Here is a 17,363-nt window from a genome sequence, read left to right as displayed (position 1 = left end):
TCACACCTCGCCTGCAATGTCGGTCAGCGGTGTCATGGCTTCCCGCGCCCAGCGCGCTGTAATGGACTGGCCGACCTGATGGCCGCTGCTGATATCCAGCCACTGGATGTTGGCCTGGCTGATGTTCAGCGCCTGGCCGTTTTCCAGTTTTAGCTCATAGCGGGTGGCGCTGCCCTGGTACTGGATGTCATGCAGCAGGCCGCTGACTTCCACTTCGCCAGCACCCAGTGGGCCGTCGGCAAACCGCACGTGTTCCGGGCGGATCGAAAATGGCTGCGCGCTGCCGCTGAGGCGCTGGGCCAGCTCGCCGCGAATCACGTTGGAGGTGCCGACGAATTCGGCGACGAATGAGGTAGCCGGTTTCATGTACAGGTTGCGCGGGGTGTCGACTTGTTCGATGCGGCCTTTGTTGAACACTGCCACGCGGTCGGACATCGACAACGCTTCGGTTTGATCGTGGGTCACGAAAATAAAGGTGATGCCCAACTGGCGTTGCAGCTTCTTCAGCTCGCTTTGCATCTGTTCGCGCAGCTTGAGGTCAAGGGCGCCCAAGGGTTCATCGAGCAGCAACACGCGGGGGCGATTGACCAGTGCGCGTGCCAGTGCCACACGCTGGCGCTGCCCACCTGAAAGTTGCACCGGCTTACGGTCGCCATACCCACCGAGGGCGACCATGCCCAAGGCTTCTTCGGCGCGGTTCAGGCGTTCGGCCTTGCCCACGCCTTTGACCTTGAGGCCGTAGGCCACGTTGTCGCGCACATTCATATGGGGGAACAGTGCGTAATCCTGGAACACGGTGTTTACGTCACGCTGATACGGCGGCAAGCCGGCGGCTTCCTCGCCATGAATGCGGATCGAGCCAGCGCTCGGTTGCTCGAACCCGGCGATCAGGCGCAGGCAAGTGGTCTTGCCCGAGCCGGAAGGGCCGAGCATGGAAAAGAACTCGCCGTCCTGGATATCGATGGAAACCCGGTCGACGGCTTTCACTTCGCCGAACTGACGGGAAACGTGGGTGAATTGGACTGCAAGCGTCATGGTGCGGTGCTCCAAAAAGGCGCGGGTCGTCGCAGCGGCCCGGCCTGGACTTCTGAAAAAACAAAACATCTATGAGTGCGGTCAATGTGGGAGGAAGCTTGCTCCCGATGACGGTGTGTCAGGCAACACAGGTTTGTCTGATGTACCGCTATCGTGAACAAGCCCCCTCCCACAGGTGACCTAGGTCGTTTGGAAGGCCTTACCTGCCGCCCATGATCGCGATGTAATCCTGGGTCCAGCGGCTGTACGGTACGAACTTGCCGCCCTCAGCCTGTGGGGTTTTCCAGAAGGCGATCTTGTCGAACTGGTCGAACCCGTTGGTCTTGCAACCCTCGGCGCCGAGCAGTTCGCTTTCCTTACAGGCCGCAGGCACCGCCGGCAGCGAACCGAACCAGGCGGCGACATCGCCCTGGACCTTCGGCTGCAGCGACCAGTCCATCCACTTGTAGGCGCAGTTCGGGTGCTTGGCCTCGCTGTGCAACATGGTGGTGTCGGCCCAGCCGGTGGCGCCTTCTTTCGGAATGGTCGAGGCAATTGGCTGCTTTTCATTGACCAGCCCGTTGACCTGATACGGCCAGGCGCTGGAGGCCACCACGCCTTCGTTCTTGAAGTCACTCATTTGCACGGTGGTGTCGTGCCAGTAGCGGTGGATCAACGGTTGCTGGGCGCGCAACAGGTCGAGCACGGCTTTGTACTGGGTTTCGGTCAGTTCGTATGGGCTCTGGATGCCCAGTTCCGGCTGGGTCGATTTGAGGTACAGCGCTGCATCGGCGATGTAGATCGGGCCGTCATAGGCCTGCACGCGGCCTTTGTTCGGCTTGCCGTCCGGCAGGTTCTGGGCGTTGAACAGCACATGCCAGCTGGTGGGCGCGGTCTTGAACACGTTGGTGTTGTACATCAGCACGTTCGGGCCCCATTGGTACGGGGTGCCGTAGGTCTGCTGGCCGACCACGTACCACGGCGCGTCTTTAAGGCGTGGGTCGATGTTTTTCCAGTTTGGGATCAGCGAGGTGTTGATCGGCTGCACACGCTTGCCGACGATCAACCGCAGCGACGCATCGCCCGACGCGGTGACCAGGTCATATCCGCCCTTGGCCATCAGGCTGACCATTTCGTCAGAGGTGGCGGCGGTTTTCACATTGACCTTGCAGCCGGTTTCCTTCTCGAAACCAGTGACCCAGTCGTAGGCCTTGTCGCTTTCGCCACGTTCGATATAGCCGGGCCAGGCGACGATATCCAGCTGGCCTTCGCCAGCGCCAATCGCCTTGAGCGGTTCGGCGGCCTGAATGCTGACGCTGGCCAGCAGCGCGGTGGTCAAGGCACTGAGCAGTGCGGTCTTGTGCGCGGACATGGGGGTTCCCTCTTCTTTAATTATGGTCGGGGCAGTTGTGTGCAACCGGTGACGCAAAAGCTTAGTTGTTGTTTTAAAGATGTTGGCCGTGGCGGGCCATGATGTGGCGCACCACGCTGTAGTCCTGTAGCGAATCACTGGACAGATCTTTCCCATACCCCGAGCGCTTCAAGCCGCCGTGGGGCATTTCGCTGACCAGCATGAAATGGCTGTTGATCCAAGTGCAGCCGTATTGCAGGCGTGCGGCTACCTGCATGGCCTTGTCCAGATTCTGGGTCCACACAGAGGAGGCCAGGCCGTATTCGGAGTCATTGGCCCAGTCCACCGCCTGTTCCAGCTCATCGAAGCGGGTCACGGTGACCACTGGACCAAACACTTCGCGCTGCACAATTTCATCGCTCTGTTTACAGCCGGCGAGCAAGGTTGGCTGGTAATAGAAGCCCGCGCCGGAATGCACGGCGGCGCCCGTGACCCGCTCGATATGCGGCTGGCCGAGGGCACGCTCGACAAAACTGGCCACGCGGTCGCGCTGGCGCGTACTGATCAGCGGGCCGAGTTCGTTGTCGGCATCACGCTTGCCGGCAAAGCGCAGGCTGCTGACCGCCGCACCGAGGTCGGCGACCAATTTGTCGTGAATCCCCGCCTGGGCGTAGATGCGGCATGCGGCGGTGCAGTCCTGACCGGCGTTGTAGTAACCGTAGGCGCGCACACCCTCAACCACGGCTTGCAGGTCGGCATCGTTACACACGATTACCGGCGCTTTGCCGCCCAGTTCCAGGTGCGTGCGTTTGAGCGTCTTGGACGCGGCTTGCAGGATTTTCTGCCCGGTGACGATATCGCCGGTCAGGGAAACCATGCGCACTTTCGGGTGGCTGACCAGATGGCTGCCCACACCTTCACCGCCGCCACAGAGAATGTTGATGACCCCGCGTGGTAACAAGTCCTTCAGCACAGGGGCGAGTGCGAGGATCGACAGCGGCGTATGTTCCGACGGCTTGAACACCAAGGTATTACCGGCAGCCAGCGCCGGTGCGATCTTCCAGGCGGCCATCATCAACGGGTAGTTCCACGGTGCGATGGAGGCGACGACGCCAATTGGATCGCGCCGCACCATGCTGGTGTAGCCCGGCAGGTATTCGCCGCTCAGTTGCCCTGTCTGGCAGCGCACGGCCCCGGCGAAGAAGCGGAACACGTCGACGGTGGCGCTCAAGTCATCCTGACGTGCCAGGTGCAACGGCTTGCCGCAGTTCAGGGATTCCAGGCGGGCCAGGTAATCGGCTTGTTTTTCGATGGCATCGGCGATGCCCAGAAGAATGTTCGAACGTTGTTGCGGCGTGGTCCGCGACCAGCTGGCAAATGCACGGTGCGCTGCGAGGATGGCTGATTCGACCTGCTCGGTGCTGGCTTCAGCAATTTGGGTAAGCACTTCACCGGTGGCCGGGTTGAGGATCGGCTCGGCGAATCCCTGGCCCTGGACCAGTTCGCCGTCGATCAGCAACGCAGTAAGCAGCGGGGTGGGCGCGCCGGACATTTTTCGCGATCTCTTTTCTTGTGTGGTCATGGGCGTTCTCTTACCAAGGCGCCGGACCTTCTCTTATGGATGAACTGAGAGTAGTGGTCAGGCGCGAGGTCAACAAATACTAAATACTGAATGCAGCATTCGATTAAATAGATGGCTTGCGTGGGTGCGGTTGTTCCCGGGCCACGGTGAGGAACGGGTCTACCAGCGCGGGACGCGCGGTGCCTCGGCGCCACGCCAGGCCCACATCGAGGGTCTGGCTGAGGTCGGCGATCGGCCGTGCCTCGATGATGTCGCCCTCCAGGGACCATGGGCGGTAGGTCATGTCTGGCTGAATCGACACGCCTAATCCTGCCGCCACCAGGCTACGCACTGCCTCCGTCGATGCTGTACGCAGCGTGACGCGGGGTTGCAGGCCTGCGCTGGTCCAAAGGCGCTGGGCGTTTTGGCCCATTTCATCAACATTCAGCTGAATCAACGGCTCGCGCGCGACATCGGCCAGGTTGATGCTGTCGTGCTCAAGCAGCGGGTGCTGCGCCGGCAGCCACAGGCGATGGGGCGAGTGGGTCAGGACTTCTGTCTGAAGGGCGTGGCGGTCTTCGAGGTTGGAGAGGATCAGCACGCCGACGTCGATTTCGCCGCTCACCAGCAAATGCTCGATATAGGGGCGTTCGTCCTCCATCACGCGGATTTCCACATTGGGGTAGGCGCGCTGGAAGCGGGTGAGCAGGTCGGCGAGGTAGTAGCCGGCCACCAGGCTGGTCACGCCGATGATCAATTGCCCGGCCACTTGGTCGGTGCTTTGTTGCAGGCTGCGCTTGGCGTTGTCGACGGTGGCGAGGATCAAGTGCGCCTGGCGCAGGAACTGGTGGCCCTGGTGGGTGAGGGTCATGCCCTTGGCGTGGCGGTTGAACAGGTTTACCCCGATTTCCTGCTCCAATTGCTGGATCGCCAGGGTCAGGGTCGACTGGGAAATAAACGCGGTCTGCGCGGCGGCGGAGATCGAGCCGGTCTCGGCCACGGCGATAAAGTGCCGGATTTGACGCAAGGTCATCATGCTGGAATTACCAGTGGGGTGTTTTTATAGATTTGTCCGAGTGTATATCGGTTTTAGCGAACGGCAGTGACGTTACATCTGGAAGCACTCTAGATCGGGGCTTTTTGGCACTTAGTTTTACGCTGGGGGCCTATTGGTCCTATGAACCCAAGTGTCTGGAGGCTACGAATGAATACCCGTGGATTGCTCGATCAGTTGCTCAAGTCCGGCCAGGACATGCTGCAAAGCAAGGCTGGCGGCCAACGCAAGCAGGACGACAAAGGCGCCTTGGGCGGACTGCTTGGCGGCGGAGGGTTGGGCAGCCTGCTTGGCGGTGCCGGTGGCGGCGCCCTGGCAGCCGGTGCCATGGGCTTGTTGATGGGCAACAAGAAGGCGCGCAAATTCGGCGGCAAAGCCCTGACCTACGGCGGGCTGGCCGCATTGGGCGTCATTGCCTACAAGGCCTACGGCAACTGGCAGGCCAATCAAGCCAATGCGCCCAAGGGCGAGCCGCAGACCATCGACCGCCTGCCACCGGCCCAAGTCGAGCAGCACAGCCAAGGCATTCTCAAGGCACTGGTTGCAGCAGCCAAGGCCGACGGCCATGTGGATGAGCGCGAGCGAGAGCTGATCGAGGGTGAGTTCACCAAGCTGGATAACGACCGCGAGCTGCAAAGCTGGCTGCACGCCGAGCTGAACAAACCTCTGGACCCGGTCGATGTCGCCCGCGCGGCAAGCACCCCGGAAATGGCTGCCGAAATGTATATCGCCAGCGTGATGCTGGTCGACGAAGAAAACTTCATGGAAAAGGCCTATCTGGACGAATTGGCCCGCCAACTGAAACTGGAGCCTGGCTTGAAGCTGGAGCTGGAAAAGCAGGTGCGTCAAGCTACCCTCTGAGCATCTCTGTATAGATAAAGCACCCTGGCTGGCTGAATGCCCCAGGGTGTTTTTGCATTCCATGAGCGCTGCATCAAAACCCATTGATTAATGAGGCCTTCTGCTCAGCTATACTCCCCTCCATTTGAATGGCCCTTCGAGGAATTACTGTGAAGAACTGGACCTTGCGCCAACGCATCCTGGCAAGTTTTGCGGTCATTATCGCCATCATGCTGTTAATGGTTGTGGTCTCCTACTCACGGTTGCTGAAGATCGAAACCAGTCAGGAAGCCGTCCGGGACGATGCGGTACCGGGGGTTTATCTCAGTTCTATGATCCGCAGCGCGTGGGTCGACAGTTACCTTCAGACCATCGACATCATTGGTCTGCGTGAGGATAAAACCTTCACCAATACCGACAAGGCCGACTACAAGGCCTTCGAAGCGCGTATTGAGCAACAGATGGCTAATTACGAAAAAACCGTGCGCAGCCAGGCTGATCGCATGGAGTTCGATAACTTCAAAGCCGCACACATCAATTACAACAAGGTCCTTGAGCAGTTGCTGGACCGCGTCCAGAACAACGACCTGCCCGCTGCACGCGAGTTGCTTGAAGAGCAACTGACGCCGATCTGGATCGAAGGTCGCATGAAGCTCAATGACATTATTACGGAGAACAAAAACGTCTCTGATCGCGCCACCGCGGCGATTGACGACGCCGTTCTGTCGGCCAAGATCAGCATGGGTGTGTCGCTGATCATCGCCATCCTCGCCGCCGGCCTGTGCGGCCTGCTGCTGATGCGCGCGATCATGGCGCCGATGCAGCGCATCGTCGAAATCCTTGACACCATGCGCACTGGCGACCTGAGCAAGCGCCTGAACCTGGAGCGCAAGGACGAATTCAACGCGGTAGAAACCGGCTTTAACGACATGATGACCGAGCTCACCGCTCTGGTTTCCCAGGCGCAACGCTCTTCGGTTCAGGTCACCACCTCAGTGACGGAGATTGCGGCGACCTCCAAGCAGCAGCAGGCCACCGCTACCGAAACTGCCGCGACCACCACCGAGATCGGCGCCACTTCGCGGGAAATCGCCGCCACTTCCAAGGATCTGGTGCGTACCATGACCGAAGTCTCCACCGCTGCCGACCAGGCTTCGGTGGCCGCCGGTTCTGGCCAGCAGGGCCTGGCGCGTATGGAAGAGACCATGCATTCGGTGATGGGGGCCGCCGACCTGGTGAACGCCAAACTGGCGATCCTCAATGAGAAGGCCGGCAACATCAACCAGGTGGTGGTGACCATCGTCAAAGTCGCCGACCAGACCAACCTGTTGTCCCTGAACGCCGCCATCGAAGCGGAAAAAGCCGGTGAATACGGCCGCGGGTTTGCCGTGGTCGCCACCGAAGTGCGTCGTCTCGCCGATCAGACCGCCGTGGCCACTTACGACATCGAGCAGATGGTGCGTGAGATTCAGTCGGCGGTTTCCGCTGGTGTGATGGGCATGGACAAGTTCTCCGAAGAAGTGCGCCGCGGCATGTTCGAAGTGCAGCAAGTGGGCGAGCAACTGTCGCAGATCATCCATCAGGTACAGGCCTTGGCGCCGCGGGTGTTGATGGTCAACGAGGGCATGCAGGCCCAGGCCACCGGCGCCGAGCAGATCAACCACGCGCTGGTGCAGTTGGGTGATGCCAGCAGCCAGACCGTCGAATCCCTGCGCCAAGCCAGCTTTGCCATTGATGAACTGAGCCAGGTTGCGGTGGGTCTGCGCAGCGGCGTGTCGCGTTTCAAAGTCTGATGAGCGACCTCGCGGCTAAACGCGGCGCCGTCCCGGCAGCGAAAAAGGCGTTGTTCCTGGTGTTTCACATCGGCAGTGAACGTTATGCCCTCAAGGCCACCGAAGTGGCCGAGGTGCTGCCGCGCCTGCCGCTCAAACCCATAGCCCATGCGCCCTCTTGGGTGGCGGGTATCTTTGCTCATCGCGGAGCGTTGGTGCCGGTCATCGACCTGAGTGCGCTGACCTTCGGTACGGCGGCCCAGGCGCGTACCAGCACGCGGTTGGTGTTGGTCAATTACCAGCCGCAACCCTGGGTTGAGTCTCGCCGGTTGGGGCTGATCCTCGAGCAGGCCACCGATACCCTGCGTTGCGATCCCGCGGAATTTCAGCCTTATGGCCTGGAGAACCCGCAGGCGCGCTATTTGGGGCCTGTGCGTGAGGATGCGTTGGGCCTGATGCAATGGATCGGCGTGAACGACGTGCTCACCGATGACGTGCGCGCCCTGTTGTTTTCTGCCGAGCTGAGCGTATGAGCAACGACCCGCGCTTCTTTGCCTTCCTCAAGGAACGTATCGGCCTGGACGTCGCGTCGGTCGGCGAGGCGATTATCGAGCGCGCCGTGCGCCAGCGCAGCCAGGCCGTGCAGGCGCAGACGCCAGGCGAATACTGGCAGCGCCTGCAAAGCTCCCACGACGAGCAGCAAGCACTGATCGAAGCGGTGATCGTTCCCGAGACGTGGTTTTTCCGTTACCCCGAATCCTTTGCGACCCTGGCCCGGTTGGCGATTGCACGCCTGGCCGAGATCAAGCAGATGCGCGCACTGCGCATCCTCAGCCTGCCGTGCTCCACCGGCGAAGAACCCTATTCGATTGCCATGGCCCTGCTCGATGCCGGCCTGGCGCCGCATCAGTTCAAGGTGCTCGGCTTGGACGTCAGCCCGCTGTCGGTGGAGCGTGCGCGGCGCGGGGTATATGGCAAGAACTCGTTCCGCGGTAGCGATATTGCCTTTCGCGATCGCCACTTCACCGAACACAGCGACGGGTTCCACATCGCCGACCGCGTGCGCGAACAAGTGCGCCTGCAAGTCGGCAACTTACTGGACCCGACGCTGCTGGCGAACGAGGCGAGCTACGATTTCGTGTTTTGCCGCAACCTTTTGATCTATTTCGACCAGCCGACGCAGAAGCAAGTGTTCGATGTGCTCAAGGGCCTGACCCACGTAGACGGCGTACTGTTTATCGGCCCGGCCGAGGGCAGCCTGCTGGGCCGGCATGGCATGCGTTCGATCGGGGTGCCGCAGTCTTTCGCCTTTAGTCGGCACGCCGAACCTAACCTGCCGGCGCCGGTATTCGTGCCGATACCGAGCCCTCAGCGCAGCGCGGCGCCCATCCCCGTCAAGCCAAGGCCGTTCAGTACCGCGAGCGCCCAGGTGGTGCCGATCAAGCCACCGCCGCCTTCCGACGCGGGTACCTTGCTCAGCCGTATCGCCACCTTGGCCAACGAAGGCAAGAGTGCCGAGGCCCGTGTCGCCTGCGAGCAGTATTTGAACAGCCACCCGCCAGCCGCCCAAGTGTTCTACTGGCTGGGGCTGCTCAGCGATGTGGCCGGCAGCGCCCTGGAGGCTCAGGGGTTTTATCGGAAAGCCTTGTACCTGGAACCTCAGCACCCGCAGGCCTTGATTCACCTGGCCGCGTTGCTCGAATCCCAGGGCGACAGCGCGGGGGCGCGCCGTTTGCAAGCGCGGGCTGCCCGTAGCGAGCGAGCAGACAGTGAGTCCAAACGATGAGTAGCCCCGACGCGCTCGACACCGCCGGCCTGGACCTGACTATGGCCGACACCCAGGCCATCGACGACTGCTGGAACCGGATCGGTATCCACGGCGACAAGTCCTGCCCGCTGCTGGTGGACCATATCCACTGCCGCAACTGTGCGGTGTACTCAGCGGCCGCCACGCGCCTGCTGGATCGCTACGCCCTGCAGCAGGACGACCATCGTCCGGCCGCTGCAGTTGAAGTCGACGAAGAGATCGTCACCCGCTCGTTGCTGATGTTCCGTCTCGGTGAAGAGTGGTTGGGTATCGCCACCCGCTGCCTGGTGGAGGTGGCTCCGTTGCAACCGATTCACTCGCTGCCGCACCAGCGTTCCCGCGCTTTGCTCGGCGTGGCGAACGTGCGGGGGGCGCTGGTGGCGTGCCTGTCTCTGGTGGAGCTGCTCGGCCTGGACAACACTGGTCACGGCGCCAGTGGCGGGCGGATCATGCCGCGTATGTTGATCATCGCCGCGCAGGATGGCCCAGTGGTGGTACCGGTGGACGAAGTGGACGGCATCCATGCCATCGATGAGCGCACCTTGAACGCTGCGTCGGCGCCTGGCTCCCAGGCCAGCGCACGCTTCACTCAGGGCGTGTTGCAATGGAAGGGCCGAAGCCTGCGTTGGCTGGATGAGGCGCAACTGTTGTCCGCCGTGACCCGGAGCCTCACATGACCCCCGATCAGATGCGCGACGCCTCGCTGCTGGAACTGTTCAGCCTGGAAGCCGATGCACAGACCCAGGTACTGAGCGCGGGCCTGCTGGCCCTGGAGCGTAACCCGACCCAGGCCGATCAGCTTGAAGCCTGCATGCGCGCGGCCCATTCGCTCAAGGGCGCGGCGCGGATCGTGGGGGTGGATGCGGGTGTCAGCGTGTCCCACGTCATGGAGGATTGCCTGGTCAGCGCCCAGGAAAGTCGCCTGCACCTGCAACCCGAACACATTGACGCCTTGCTGCAAGGCACCGACCTGCTGATGCGCATCGCCACCCCGGGAAACACCGTGGGGCCAGCGGACATCGACGCTTATGTGGCGTTGATGGAGCGCCTGTTGGATCCGTCGCAGCCCACCGCCAAAGCTGCGCCACCGCCTGTCGTGTCCCAGCCTGCACCCGCGCCGGTCATCGAAGAATTGCCGCCGGAGCCCGAGCCCGCTCCCCCTGTTGCCAGCGATCCGCCGCGTCAGGGCAAGCGCATGACCGAAGGCGGCGAGCGCGTGTTGCGCGTGACCGCCGAGCGCTTGAACAGTCTGCTGGATCTGTCGAGCAAATCCCTGGTGGAAACCCAGCGGCTCAAGCCCTATCTGGCCAGCATGCAGCGCCTCAAACGCATTCAAAGCAATAGCGTGCGCGCCCTGGACACACTGGACGGCCACCTCAAGACTCTGGATCTGAACCTCGAAGCCCAGGAAGCCCTGGCTGATACCCGTCGCCTGCTGAGCGAGGCGCAGGCCTTACTGGCGGAAAAAACTGCCGAGCTGGATGAGTTCGGCTGGCAGGCCGGGCAGCGCGCTCAGGTGCTCTACGACACTGCGCTGGCCTGTCGCATGCGTCCGTTTGCCGATGTGCTGGCCGGGCAGGTGCGTATGGTGCGCGACCTCGGCCGCAGCCTCGGCAAGCAGGTGCGCCTGGAGATCGAGGGCGAAAAGACCCAGGTCGACCGTGACGTGTTGGAAAAGCTCGAAGCGCCACTCACCCATCTATTGCGCAACGCCGTCGACCACGGCATCGAAATGCCCGACCAGCGCCTGCTGGCCGGCAAACCCGCCGAAGGCTTGATCCGCCTGCGTGCCTCCCATCAGGCCGGTTTACTGGTGCTGGAACTGAGCGACGACGGCAACGGCGTCGACCTGGAGCGCCTGCGCGGGACCATTGTCGACCGGCATCTGTCGACCCTGGAGACCGTGTTGAACCTGAGCGAAGAGGAACTGCTGACGTTCCTGTTCCTGCCGGGCTTCAGCCTGCGCGACAAGGTTACCGAGGTGTCCGGGCGCGGCGTCGGACTGGATGCGGTGCAGCATATGGTCCGCCAGTTGCGCGGCGCGGTGGTGCTGGAGCAGACGGCGGGGCAGGGCAGTCGTTTTCACCTGGAGGTGCCGCTGACCCTTTCGGTGGTGCGCAGCCTGGTGGTGGAAGTTGGCGAAGAAGCCTATGCGTTCCCGCTGGCGCATATAGAACGTATGTGTGACCTGGCCCCCGACGACATTGTGCAACTCGAAGGCCGCCAGCATTTCTGGCACGAGGGGCGGCATGTTGGCCTGGTCGCCGCCAGCCAGTTGTTACAGCGCCCGCCGGGGCAGACCAATGACGAGACCTTGAAGGTGGTGGTGATCCGCGAGCGCGATGCGGTGTACGGTATCGCCGTTGAACGTTTCATCGGCGAGCGAACCCTCGTGGTGTTGCCGCTGGATGACCGCCTGGGCAAGGTCCAGGATATTTCCGCCGGCGCCTTGCTGGATGACGGCTCGGTGGTGTTGATCGTCGATGTGGAAGACATGCTGCGTTCGGTGGACAAGCTGCTCAACACCGGGCGCCTGGAACGCATCGCCCGGCGCAGCCAGCAGGTCACCGAGGCGCCGCGCAAACGCGTACTGGTGGTGGATGACTCGCTCACCGTGCGTGAGTTGCAACGTAAATTGCTGCTTAATCGCGGGTACGAAGTGGCCGTTGCGGTCGACGGTATGGACGGCTGGAACGCCTTACGTTCCGAAGACTTCGACCTGCTGATCACTGACATTGATATGCCTCGCATGGACGGTATTGAATTGGTCACACTCTTGCGCCGTGATACTCGCCTGCAATCGTTGCCGGTGATGGTGGTGTCGTACAAAGACCGTGAAGAGGACCGTCGCCGTGGGTTGGATGCCGGCGCCGATTATTACTTGGCCAAGGCCAGCTTCCACGACGACGCGTTGCTGGATGCCGTCGTGGAGCTGATTGGGGGCGCGCGGTCATGAGGGTTGCGATCGTCAACGACATGCCCCTGGCCGTGGAGGCCTTGCGCCGCGCCTTGAATTTCGAGCCCTCGCACGAGGTGGTGTGGGTGGCCGGCAATGGTCTGGAGGCAGTGCAGCGCTGCGCTGAGTTGACGCCTGACCTGATCCTGATGGATCTGATCATGCCGGTGATGGACGGCGTGGAGGCCACGCGGCAGATCATGGCCGAGACCCCGTGCGCGATCCTGTTGGTGACCGTCGACCGCCAGGCCAATATGAGCCGGGTGTTCGAAGCCATGGGCCACGGCGCCCTGGATGTGGTGGACACGCCCGCACTCGGCGTAGGCAATCCAAAGGATGCGGCGGCACCGCTGCTGCGCAAAATCCTCAACATCGGCTGGCTGATCGGCCAGCGCGGCAGCCGCGTGCGCACCGAAACCACGTCAGCGCGCACCTCCGGCAAGCGCCAGAGTTTGGTGGCTATCGGCTCTTCGGCGGGTGGCCCGGCTGCCCTGGAAATCCTGCTCAAGGGTTTACCCCGTGACTTTCCCGCTGCCATTGTGCTGGTGCAGCATGTGGACCAGGTCTTTGCCGCCGGCATGGCCGAATGGCTCAGCAGTGCTTCCGGGCTGCCGGTGCGCCTGGCCCGCGAAGGCGAACCGCCGCAAAGCGGTGTGGTCTTGCTGGCCGGTACCAATCACCACATTCGTCTATTGAAGAACGGCACGCTAGCCTATACCGCAGAGCCGGTGAACGAGATTTACCGGCCTTCGATCGACGTGTTCTTCGAAAGCGTGGCCAGCCACTGGAATGGTGACGCCGTCGGCGTACTGCTGACCGGCATGGGTCGTGACGGGGCCCAGGGCCTTAAGTTATTGCGTGAACAAGGTTATTTGACCATCGCCCAGGATCAGCAGAGCTCGGCGGTGTATGGCATGCCCAAAGCGGCGGCGGCGATTGATGCCGCTGTTGAAATTCGCCCTCTGGACAGAATTGCGCCCCGATTACTGGAGGTCTTTGCACAATGAACATGACCTTGCGCGATGCTGGCTTGCAGGTAGTAATTCAGGTGACTGCAGATGAATGATTTACAGATCGACGACATCAAGACCGACGAAAATGCCGCCATGGTGTTGCTGGTCGACGACCAGGCCATGATCGGCGAAGCGGTCCGACGCGGCCTGGCCCATGAAGAAAACATCGATTTCCACTTCTGCGCCGATCCGCACCAGGCGATTGCCCAGGCTATCCGCATCAAGCCGACGGTGATCCTGCAGGACTTGGTGATGCCCGGCCTTGATGGCCTGACTCTGGTGCGCGATTACCGCAATCACCCGGCCACGCAGAACATCCCGATCATCGTGCTATCCACCAAGGAAGACCCGCTGATCAAGAGCGCGGCGTTCTCGGCGGGGGCCAACGACTACCTGGTCAAGCTGCCGGACAACATCGAACTGGTGGCACGCATCCGCTATCACTCGCGTTCCTACATGACGCTGCTGCAGCGCGATGCTGCTTACCGCGCGCTGCGGGTCAGCCAGCAACAGTTGCTGGACACCAACCTGGTGCTGCAACGCCTGATGAACTCCGATGGCCTTACCGGGCTGTCCAACCGCCGTCACTTCGACGAATACCTGGAACTGGAATGGCGCCGCGCCATGCGCGACCAGACCCAACTGTCGCTGCTGATGATCGACGTGGACTTCTTCAAGACCTATAACGACAGCTTCGGTCACGTCGAAGGCGACGAAGCCCTGCGCAAAGTTGCCGCCACCATCCGCGATGCCAGCAGTCGCCCTTCGGACCTGCCGGCACGCTACGGTGGTGAAGAGTTTGCGTTGGTGCTGCCGAACACCTCACCGGGAGGCGCGCGACTGGTGGCCGAAAAGCTGCGCATGGCCGTCGCGGCGTTGAAAATCCCGCATATAGCCCCGGCAGAAGGCTCCAGCCTGACGATCAGCATCGGCCTGTCGACCACCACGCCGCAGCAGGGTACGGATTGTCGGCAGCTGATATTGGCGGCGGACAAGGGCTTGTATACGGCCAAACACAATGGGCGTAATCAGGTCGGCATCGAGTGAATCGAGGCCGCAACCGATCAACATGTGGGAGGGGGCTTGCCCCCGATAGCGGAGGGTCAGTCACCTGATGCACCGCCATCGGGAGCAGGCCCCCTCTCACATTTAACCCAGCGTAGTCTGCCTTTTCGCCAGGCGGGCTGCCGCTCCCCCCCGTTTGCCGTTATACTCGCCGGCTTTCAAAAGTTCGCCAACGAGTGCTGCCCGCCATGGAAATCAACCCGATCCTGAACACCATCAAGGACCTGTCCGAGCGCTCCGAAACTATTCGGGGGTATCTTTGACTACGATCAAAAGCATGAGCGTCTGACCGAAGTCAATCGTGAGCTTGAAGATCCGAGTGTCTGGAACAAACCTGAATACGCCCAAGAGTTGGGCCGCGAGCGCGCTGCGCTAGCGCAGATCGTCGACACCCTCGACGAACTGAACACCGGTCTGGCCGATTGCCGTGACCTGCTGGACATGGCCGTCGAAGAAAACGACGAAGGCGCAGTGGGCGATGTCATCGCCGAGCTGGCCCGTCTAGAGGAAAACCTCGCCAAGCTCGAATTCCGCCGCATGTTCAGCCATGAAATGGACCCGAACAACGCCTACCTGGACATCCAGGCCGGTTCCGGCGGCACCGAAGCCCAGGACTGGGCCAACATCCTGCTGCGCATGTACCTGCGCTGGGCCGACAAACGCGGCTTCGACGCCACCATCATGGAGCTGTCGGCCGGTGAAGTGGCTGGCATCAAGGGCGCGACCGTGCACATCAAGGGTGAATACGCCTTTGGCTGGCTGCGTACCGAAATCGGCGTGCACCGCCTGGTGCGCAAGAGCCCGTTCGACTCCGGCAACCGTCGCCACACTTCTTTCTCCGCGGTGTTCGTCTCGCCAGAGATCGACGACAAGGTGGAAATCGAGATCAACCCGGCCGACCTGCGTATCGACACCTACCGTTCCTCCGGTGCTGGTGGTCAGCACGTAAACACCACCGACTCGGCCGTACGTATTACTCACGTACCGACCAACACCGTGGTCAGCTGCCAGAACGAACGTTCCCAGCACGCCAACAAGGACACCGCCATGAAAATGCTGCGGGCCAAGTTGTACGAGCAGGAAATGCAGAAGCGCAACGCCGCTTCCCAGGCGCTGGAAGACACCAAGTCGGATATCGGCTGGGGTCACCAGATCCGTTCGTATGTGCTCGATGCGTCGCGGATCAAGGATCTGCGCACTAACATCGAACGCAGCGACTGCGACAAGGTGCTCGACGGCGATATCGACGAATACCTGGAAGCCAGCCTGAAGTCCGGCTTGTAATAAAGATTGTAGGAGCCGGCTTGCCGGCGATCCCCGGCCGCAGGCCGGGGACAACGAACCTGATGGAAATTTTAAAGACATGAGCGACCAACAACTCGACCCGCAAGCCCTGCAACAGGAAGAAAACTCCCTGATCGCCCTGCGCAAGGAAAAGCTTGCTGCCGAGCGCGCGAAGGGCAATGCCTTCCCCAATGACTTCCGCCGCGAAAACTACTGCGATGCCTTGCAGAAACAGTACGCGGACAAGACCAAGGAAGAGCTGGCAGAGGCTGCGATCCCGGTCAAAGTGGCAGGTCGCATCATGCTCAACCGTGGCTCGTTCATGGTGATCCAGGACATGACCGGTCGCATCCAGGTCTACGTCAACCGCAAGACCTTGCCTGAAGAAACCCTGGCCTCGGTGAAAACCTGGGACATGGGCGACATCATTGCCGCCGAAGGCACCCTGGCCCGTTCCGGCAAGGGCGACCTGTACGTCGAGATGACCAGCGTGCGCCTGCTGACCAAGTCCCTGCGCCCGCTACCGGACAAGCACCACGGCCTGACCGACACCGAGCAGCGCTACCGCCAGCGCTACGTTGACCTGATCGTCAACGAAGACGTGCGCCAGACCTTCCGCGTGCGTTCGCAAGTCATCGCCCACATCCGCAGCTTCCTGATGGCGCGTGACTTCCTTGAAGTCGAAACCCCGATGCTGCAAACCATCCCCGGTGGTGCCGCAGCCAAGCCATTCGAAACCCACCACAACGCCCTGGACCTGGAAATGTTCCTGCGTATCGCGCCGGAGCTGTACCTGAAGCGTCTGGTTGTGGGTGGTTTTGAAAAGGTCTTCGAGATCAACCGCAACTTCCGTAACGAAGGTGTCTCGACCCGTCACAACCCAGAATTCACCATGTTGGAGTTCTACCAGGCCTACGCCGACTACGAAGACAACATGGACCTGACCGAAGAACTGTTCCGCGAACTGGCACAGCTGGTCCTGGGCAGCACCGACGTGCCGTATGGTGACAAGGTGTTCCACTTCGGCGAGCCGTTCGTACGTCTGTCGGTGTTCGACTCGATCCTCAAGTACAACCCCGAGCTGACCGCTGACGACCTCAACGACATCGACAAAGCCCGTGCCATCGCCAAGAAAGCCGGCGCCAAGGTGCTGGGCTTCGAAGGCCTGGGCAAACTGCAGGTGATGATTTTCGAAGAGCTGGTCGAACACAAGCTGGAACAGCCGCACTTCATTACCCAGTACCCGTTCGAAGTCTCGCCGCTGGCCCGTCGCAACGATGACAACCCGAACGTCACTGACCGTTTCGAGCTGTTCATTGGTGGCCGCGAAATCGCCAACGCCTACTCCGAGTTGAATGACGCGGAAGACCAGGCCGAGCGCTTCATGGCTCAGGTGGCCGATAAGGACGCCGGTGACGACGAAGCCATGCACTACGACGCAGACTTCGTACGCGCCCTGGAATACGGCATGCCGCCAACCGCCGGTGAAGGTATCGGCATCGACCGACTGGTGATGTTGTTGACCAACTCGCCGTCGATCCGCGATGTGATCTTGTTCCCGCACATGCGGCCGCAAGCGTAACTCTAGCGAAATCCGAAGCCGCCTTTTATAAGGCGGCTTTTTTATGGGGCGTTTTTAAGCGTCA

The 17,363-nt window shown here is 61.5% G+C and carries 14 protein-coding genes; 10 read left to right on the top strand and 4 right to left on the bottom strand.

Translation table 11 applies throughout. The features are described 5' to 3' along the window. The 4 genes from BW43_RS00510 to BW43_RS00525 all read right to left on the bottom strand — a co-directional run bounded on the left by BW43_RS00510 (position 1) and on the right by BW43_RS00525 (position 4,962). Complete coding sequence (locus BW43_RS00510; protein ID WP_032891732.1) at positions 1-1,035, bottom strand: ABC transporter ATP-binding protein; 1,035 nt, start codon at positions 1,033-1,035, stop codon at positions 1-3. 199 nt (positions 1,036-1,234) lie between these two features. Continuing rightward, complete coding sequence (gene ydcS / locus BW43_RS00515) at positions 1,235-2,386, bottom strand: putative ABC transporter substrate-binding protein YdcS (RefSeq protein WP_032891731.1); 1,152 nt, start codon at positions 2,384-2,386, stop codon at positions 1,235-1,237. A gap of 73 nt (positions 2,387-2,459) precedes the next feature. After that, positions 2,460-3,917 (bottom strand): gamma-aminobutyraldehyde dehydrogenase, encoded by a 1,458-nt coding sequence (locus tag BW43_RS00520; RefSeq protein WP_032891730.1) that lies wholly within the window; start codon positions 3,915-3,917, stop codon positions 2,460-2,462. A 133-nt stretch (positions 3,918-4,050) separates the two neighbouring features. Further along, positions 4,051-4,962: a LysR family transcriptional regulator gene (locus BW43_RS00525; RefSeq protein WP_032891728.1), complete on the bottom strand. Its 912-nt coding sequence runs from the start codon at positions 4,960-4,962 to the stop codon at positions 4,051-4,053. 168 nt (positions 4,963-5,130) lie between these two features. Here BW43_RS00525 and BW43_RS00530 point away from each other — a divergent pair, with 168 nt between their 5' ends. The 10 genes from BW43_RS00530 to lysS all read left to right on the top strand — a co-directional run bounded on the left by BW43_RS00530 (position 5,131) and on the right by lysS (position 17,299). Beyond that, positions 5,131-5,841 (top strand): tellurite resistance TerB family protein, encoded by a 711-nt coding sequence (locus BW43_RS00530; RefSeq protein ID WP_032891726.1) that lies wholly within the window; start codon positions 5,131-5,133, stop codon positions 5,839-5,841. A 149-nt stretch (positions 5,842-5,990) separates the two neighbouring features. Beyond that, positions 5,991-7,613, top strand: coding sequence for a methyl-accepting chemotaxis protein (locus tag BW43_RS00535; RefSeq protein ID WP_032891725.1), 1,623 nt, complete (start codon positions 5,991-5,993; stop codon positions 7,611-7,613). Then, on the top strand, positions 7,613-8,125 hold the full coding sequence (locus BW43_RS00540; protein WP_032891724.1) for a chemotaxis protein CheW: 513 nt from the start codon (positions 7,613-7,615) through the stop codon (positions 8,123-8,125). Before BW43_RS00535 ends, BW43_RS00540 begins: the two co-directional genes overlap by 1 nt. Next, a complete protein-coding gene (locus BW43_RS00545; RefSeq protein ID WP_032891723.1) occupies positions 8,122-9,378 on the top strand; it encodes a protein-glutamate O-methyltransferase CheR in 1,257 nt (418 codons plus the stop codon). Before BW43_RS00540 ends, BW43_RS00545 begins: the two co-directional genes overlap by 4 nt. Continuing rightward, positions 9,375-10,076: a chemotaxis protein CheW gene (locus BW43_RS00550; RefSeq protein WP_032891722.1), complete on the top strand. Its 702-nt coding sequence runs from the start codon at positions 9,375-9,377 to the stop codon at positions 10,074-10,076. Before BW43_RS00545 ends, BW43_RS00550 begins: the two co-directional genes overlap by 4 nt. Beyond that, on the top strand, positions 10,073-12,355 hold the full coding sequence (locus BW43_RS00555) for a hybrid sensor histidine kinase/response regulator (protein ID WP_032891721.1): 2,283 nt from the start codon (positions 10,073-10,075) through the stop codon (positions 12,353-12,355). The genes BW43_RS00550 and BW43_RS00555 overlap by 4 nt, the downstream gene beginning before the upstream one ends. Next, complete coding sequence (locus BW43_RS00560; protein ID WP_032891720.1) at positions 12,352-13,362, top strand: chemotaxis response regulator protein-glutamate methylesterase; 1,011 nt, start codon at positions 12,352-12,354, stop codon at positions 13,360-13,362. Before BW43_RS00555 ends, BW43_RS00560 begins: the two co-directional genes overlap by 4 nt. A gap of 51 nt (positions 13,363-13,413) precedes the next feature. Continuing rightward, a complete protein-coding gene (locus tag BW43_RS00565) occupies positions 13,414-14,415 on the top strand; it encodes a diguanylate cyclase (RefSeq protein WP_032891719.1) in 1,002 nt (333 codons plus the stop codon). Between the two features lie 206 nt (positions 14,416-14,621). Beyond that, positions 14,622-15,717 (top strand): peptide chain release factor 2 gene (prfB, locus tag BW43_RS28870; protein WP_099601257.1). Its coding sequence is split into 2 segments (ribosomal slippage): positions 14,622-14,693 and positions 14,695-15,717, totalling 1,095 coding nucleotides; the frame shifts between segments, so codons are not numbered across the junction. 79 nt (positions 15,718-15,796) lie between these two features. Beyond that, the gene (gene lysS / locus BW43_RS00575) at positions 15,797-17,299 is read left to right on the top strand and encodes a lysine--tRNA ligase (RefSeq protein ID WP_032891718.1); all 1,503 of its coding nucleotides are present in this window, start codon (positions 15,797-15,799) and stop codon (positions 17,297-17,299) included. Positions 17,300-17,363 lie beyond the last annotated feature (64 nt).

The organism is Pseudomonas sp. RIT357 (assembly GCF_000632245.1).
In the GTDB taxonomy this organism is placed as follows: domain Bacteria; phylum Pseudomonadota; class Gammaproteobacteria; order Pseudomonadales; family Pseudomonadaceae; genus Aquipseudomonas; species Aquipseudomonas sivasensis.
This window is presented reverse-complemented; position numbering and strand designations above follow the sequence as displayed.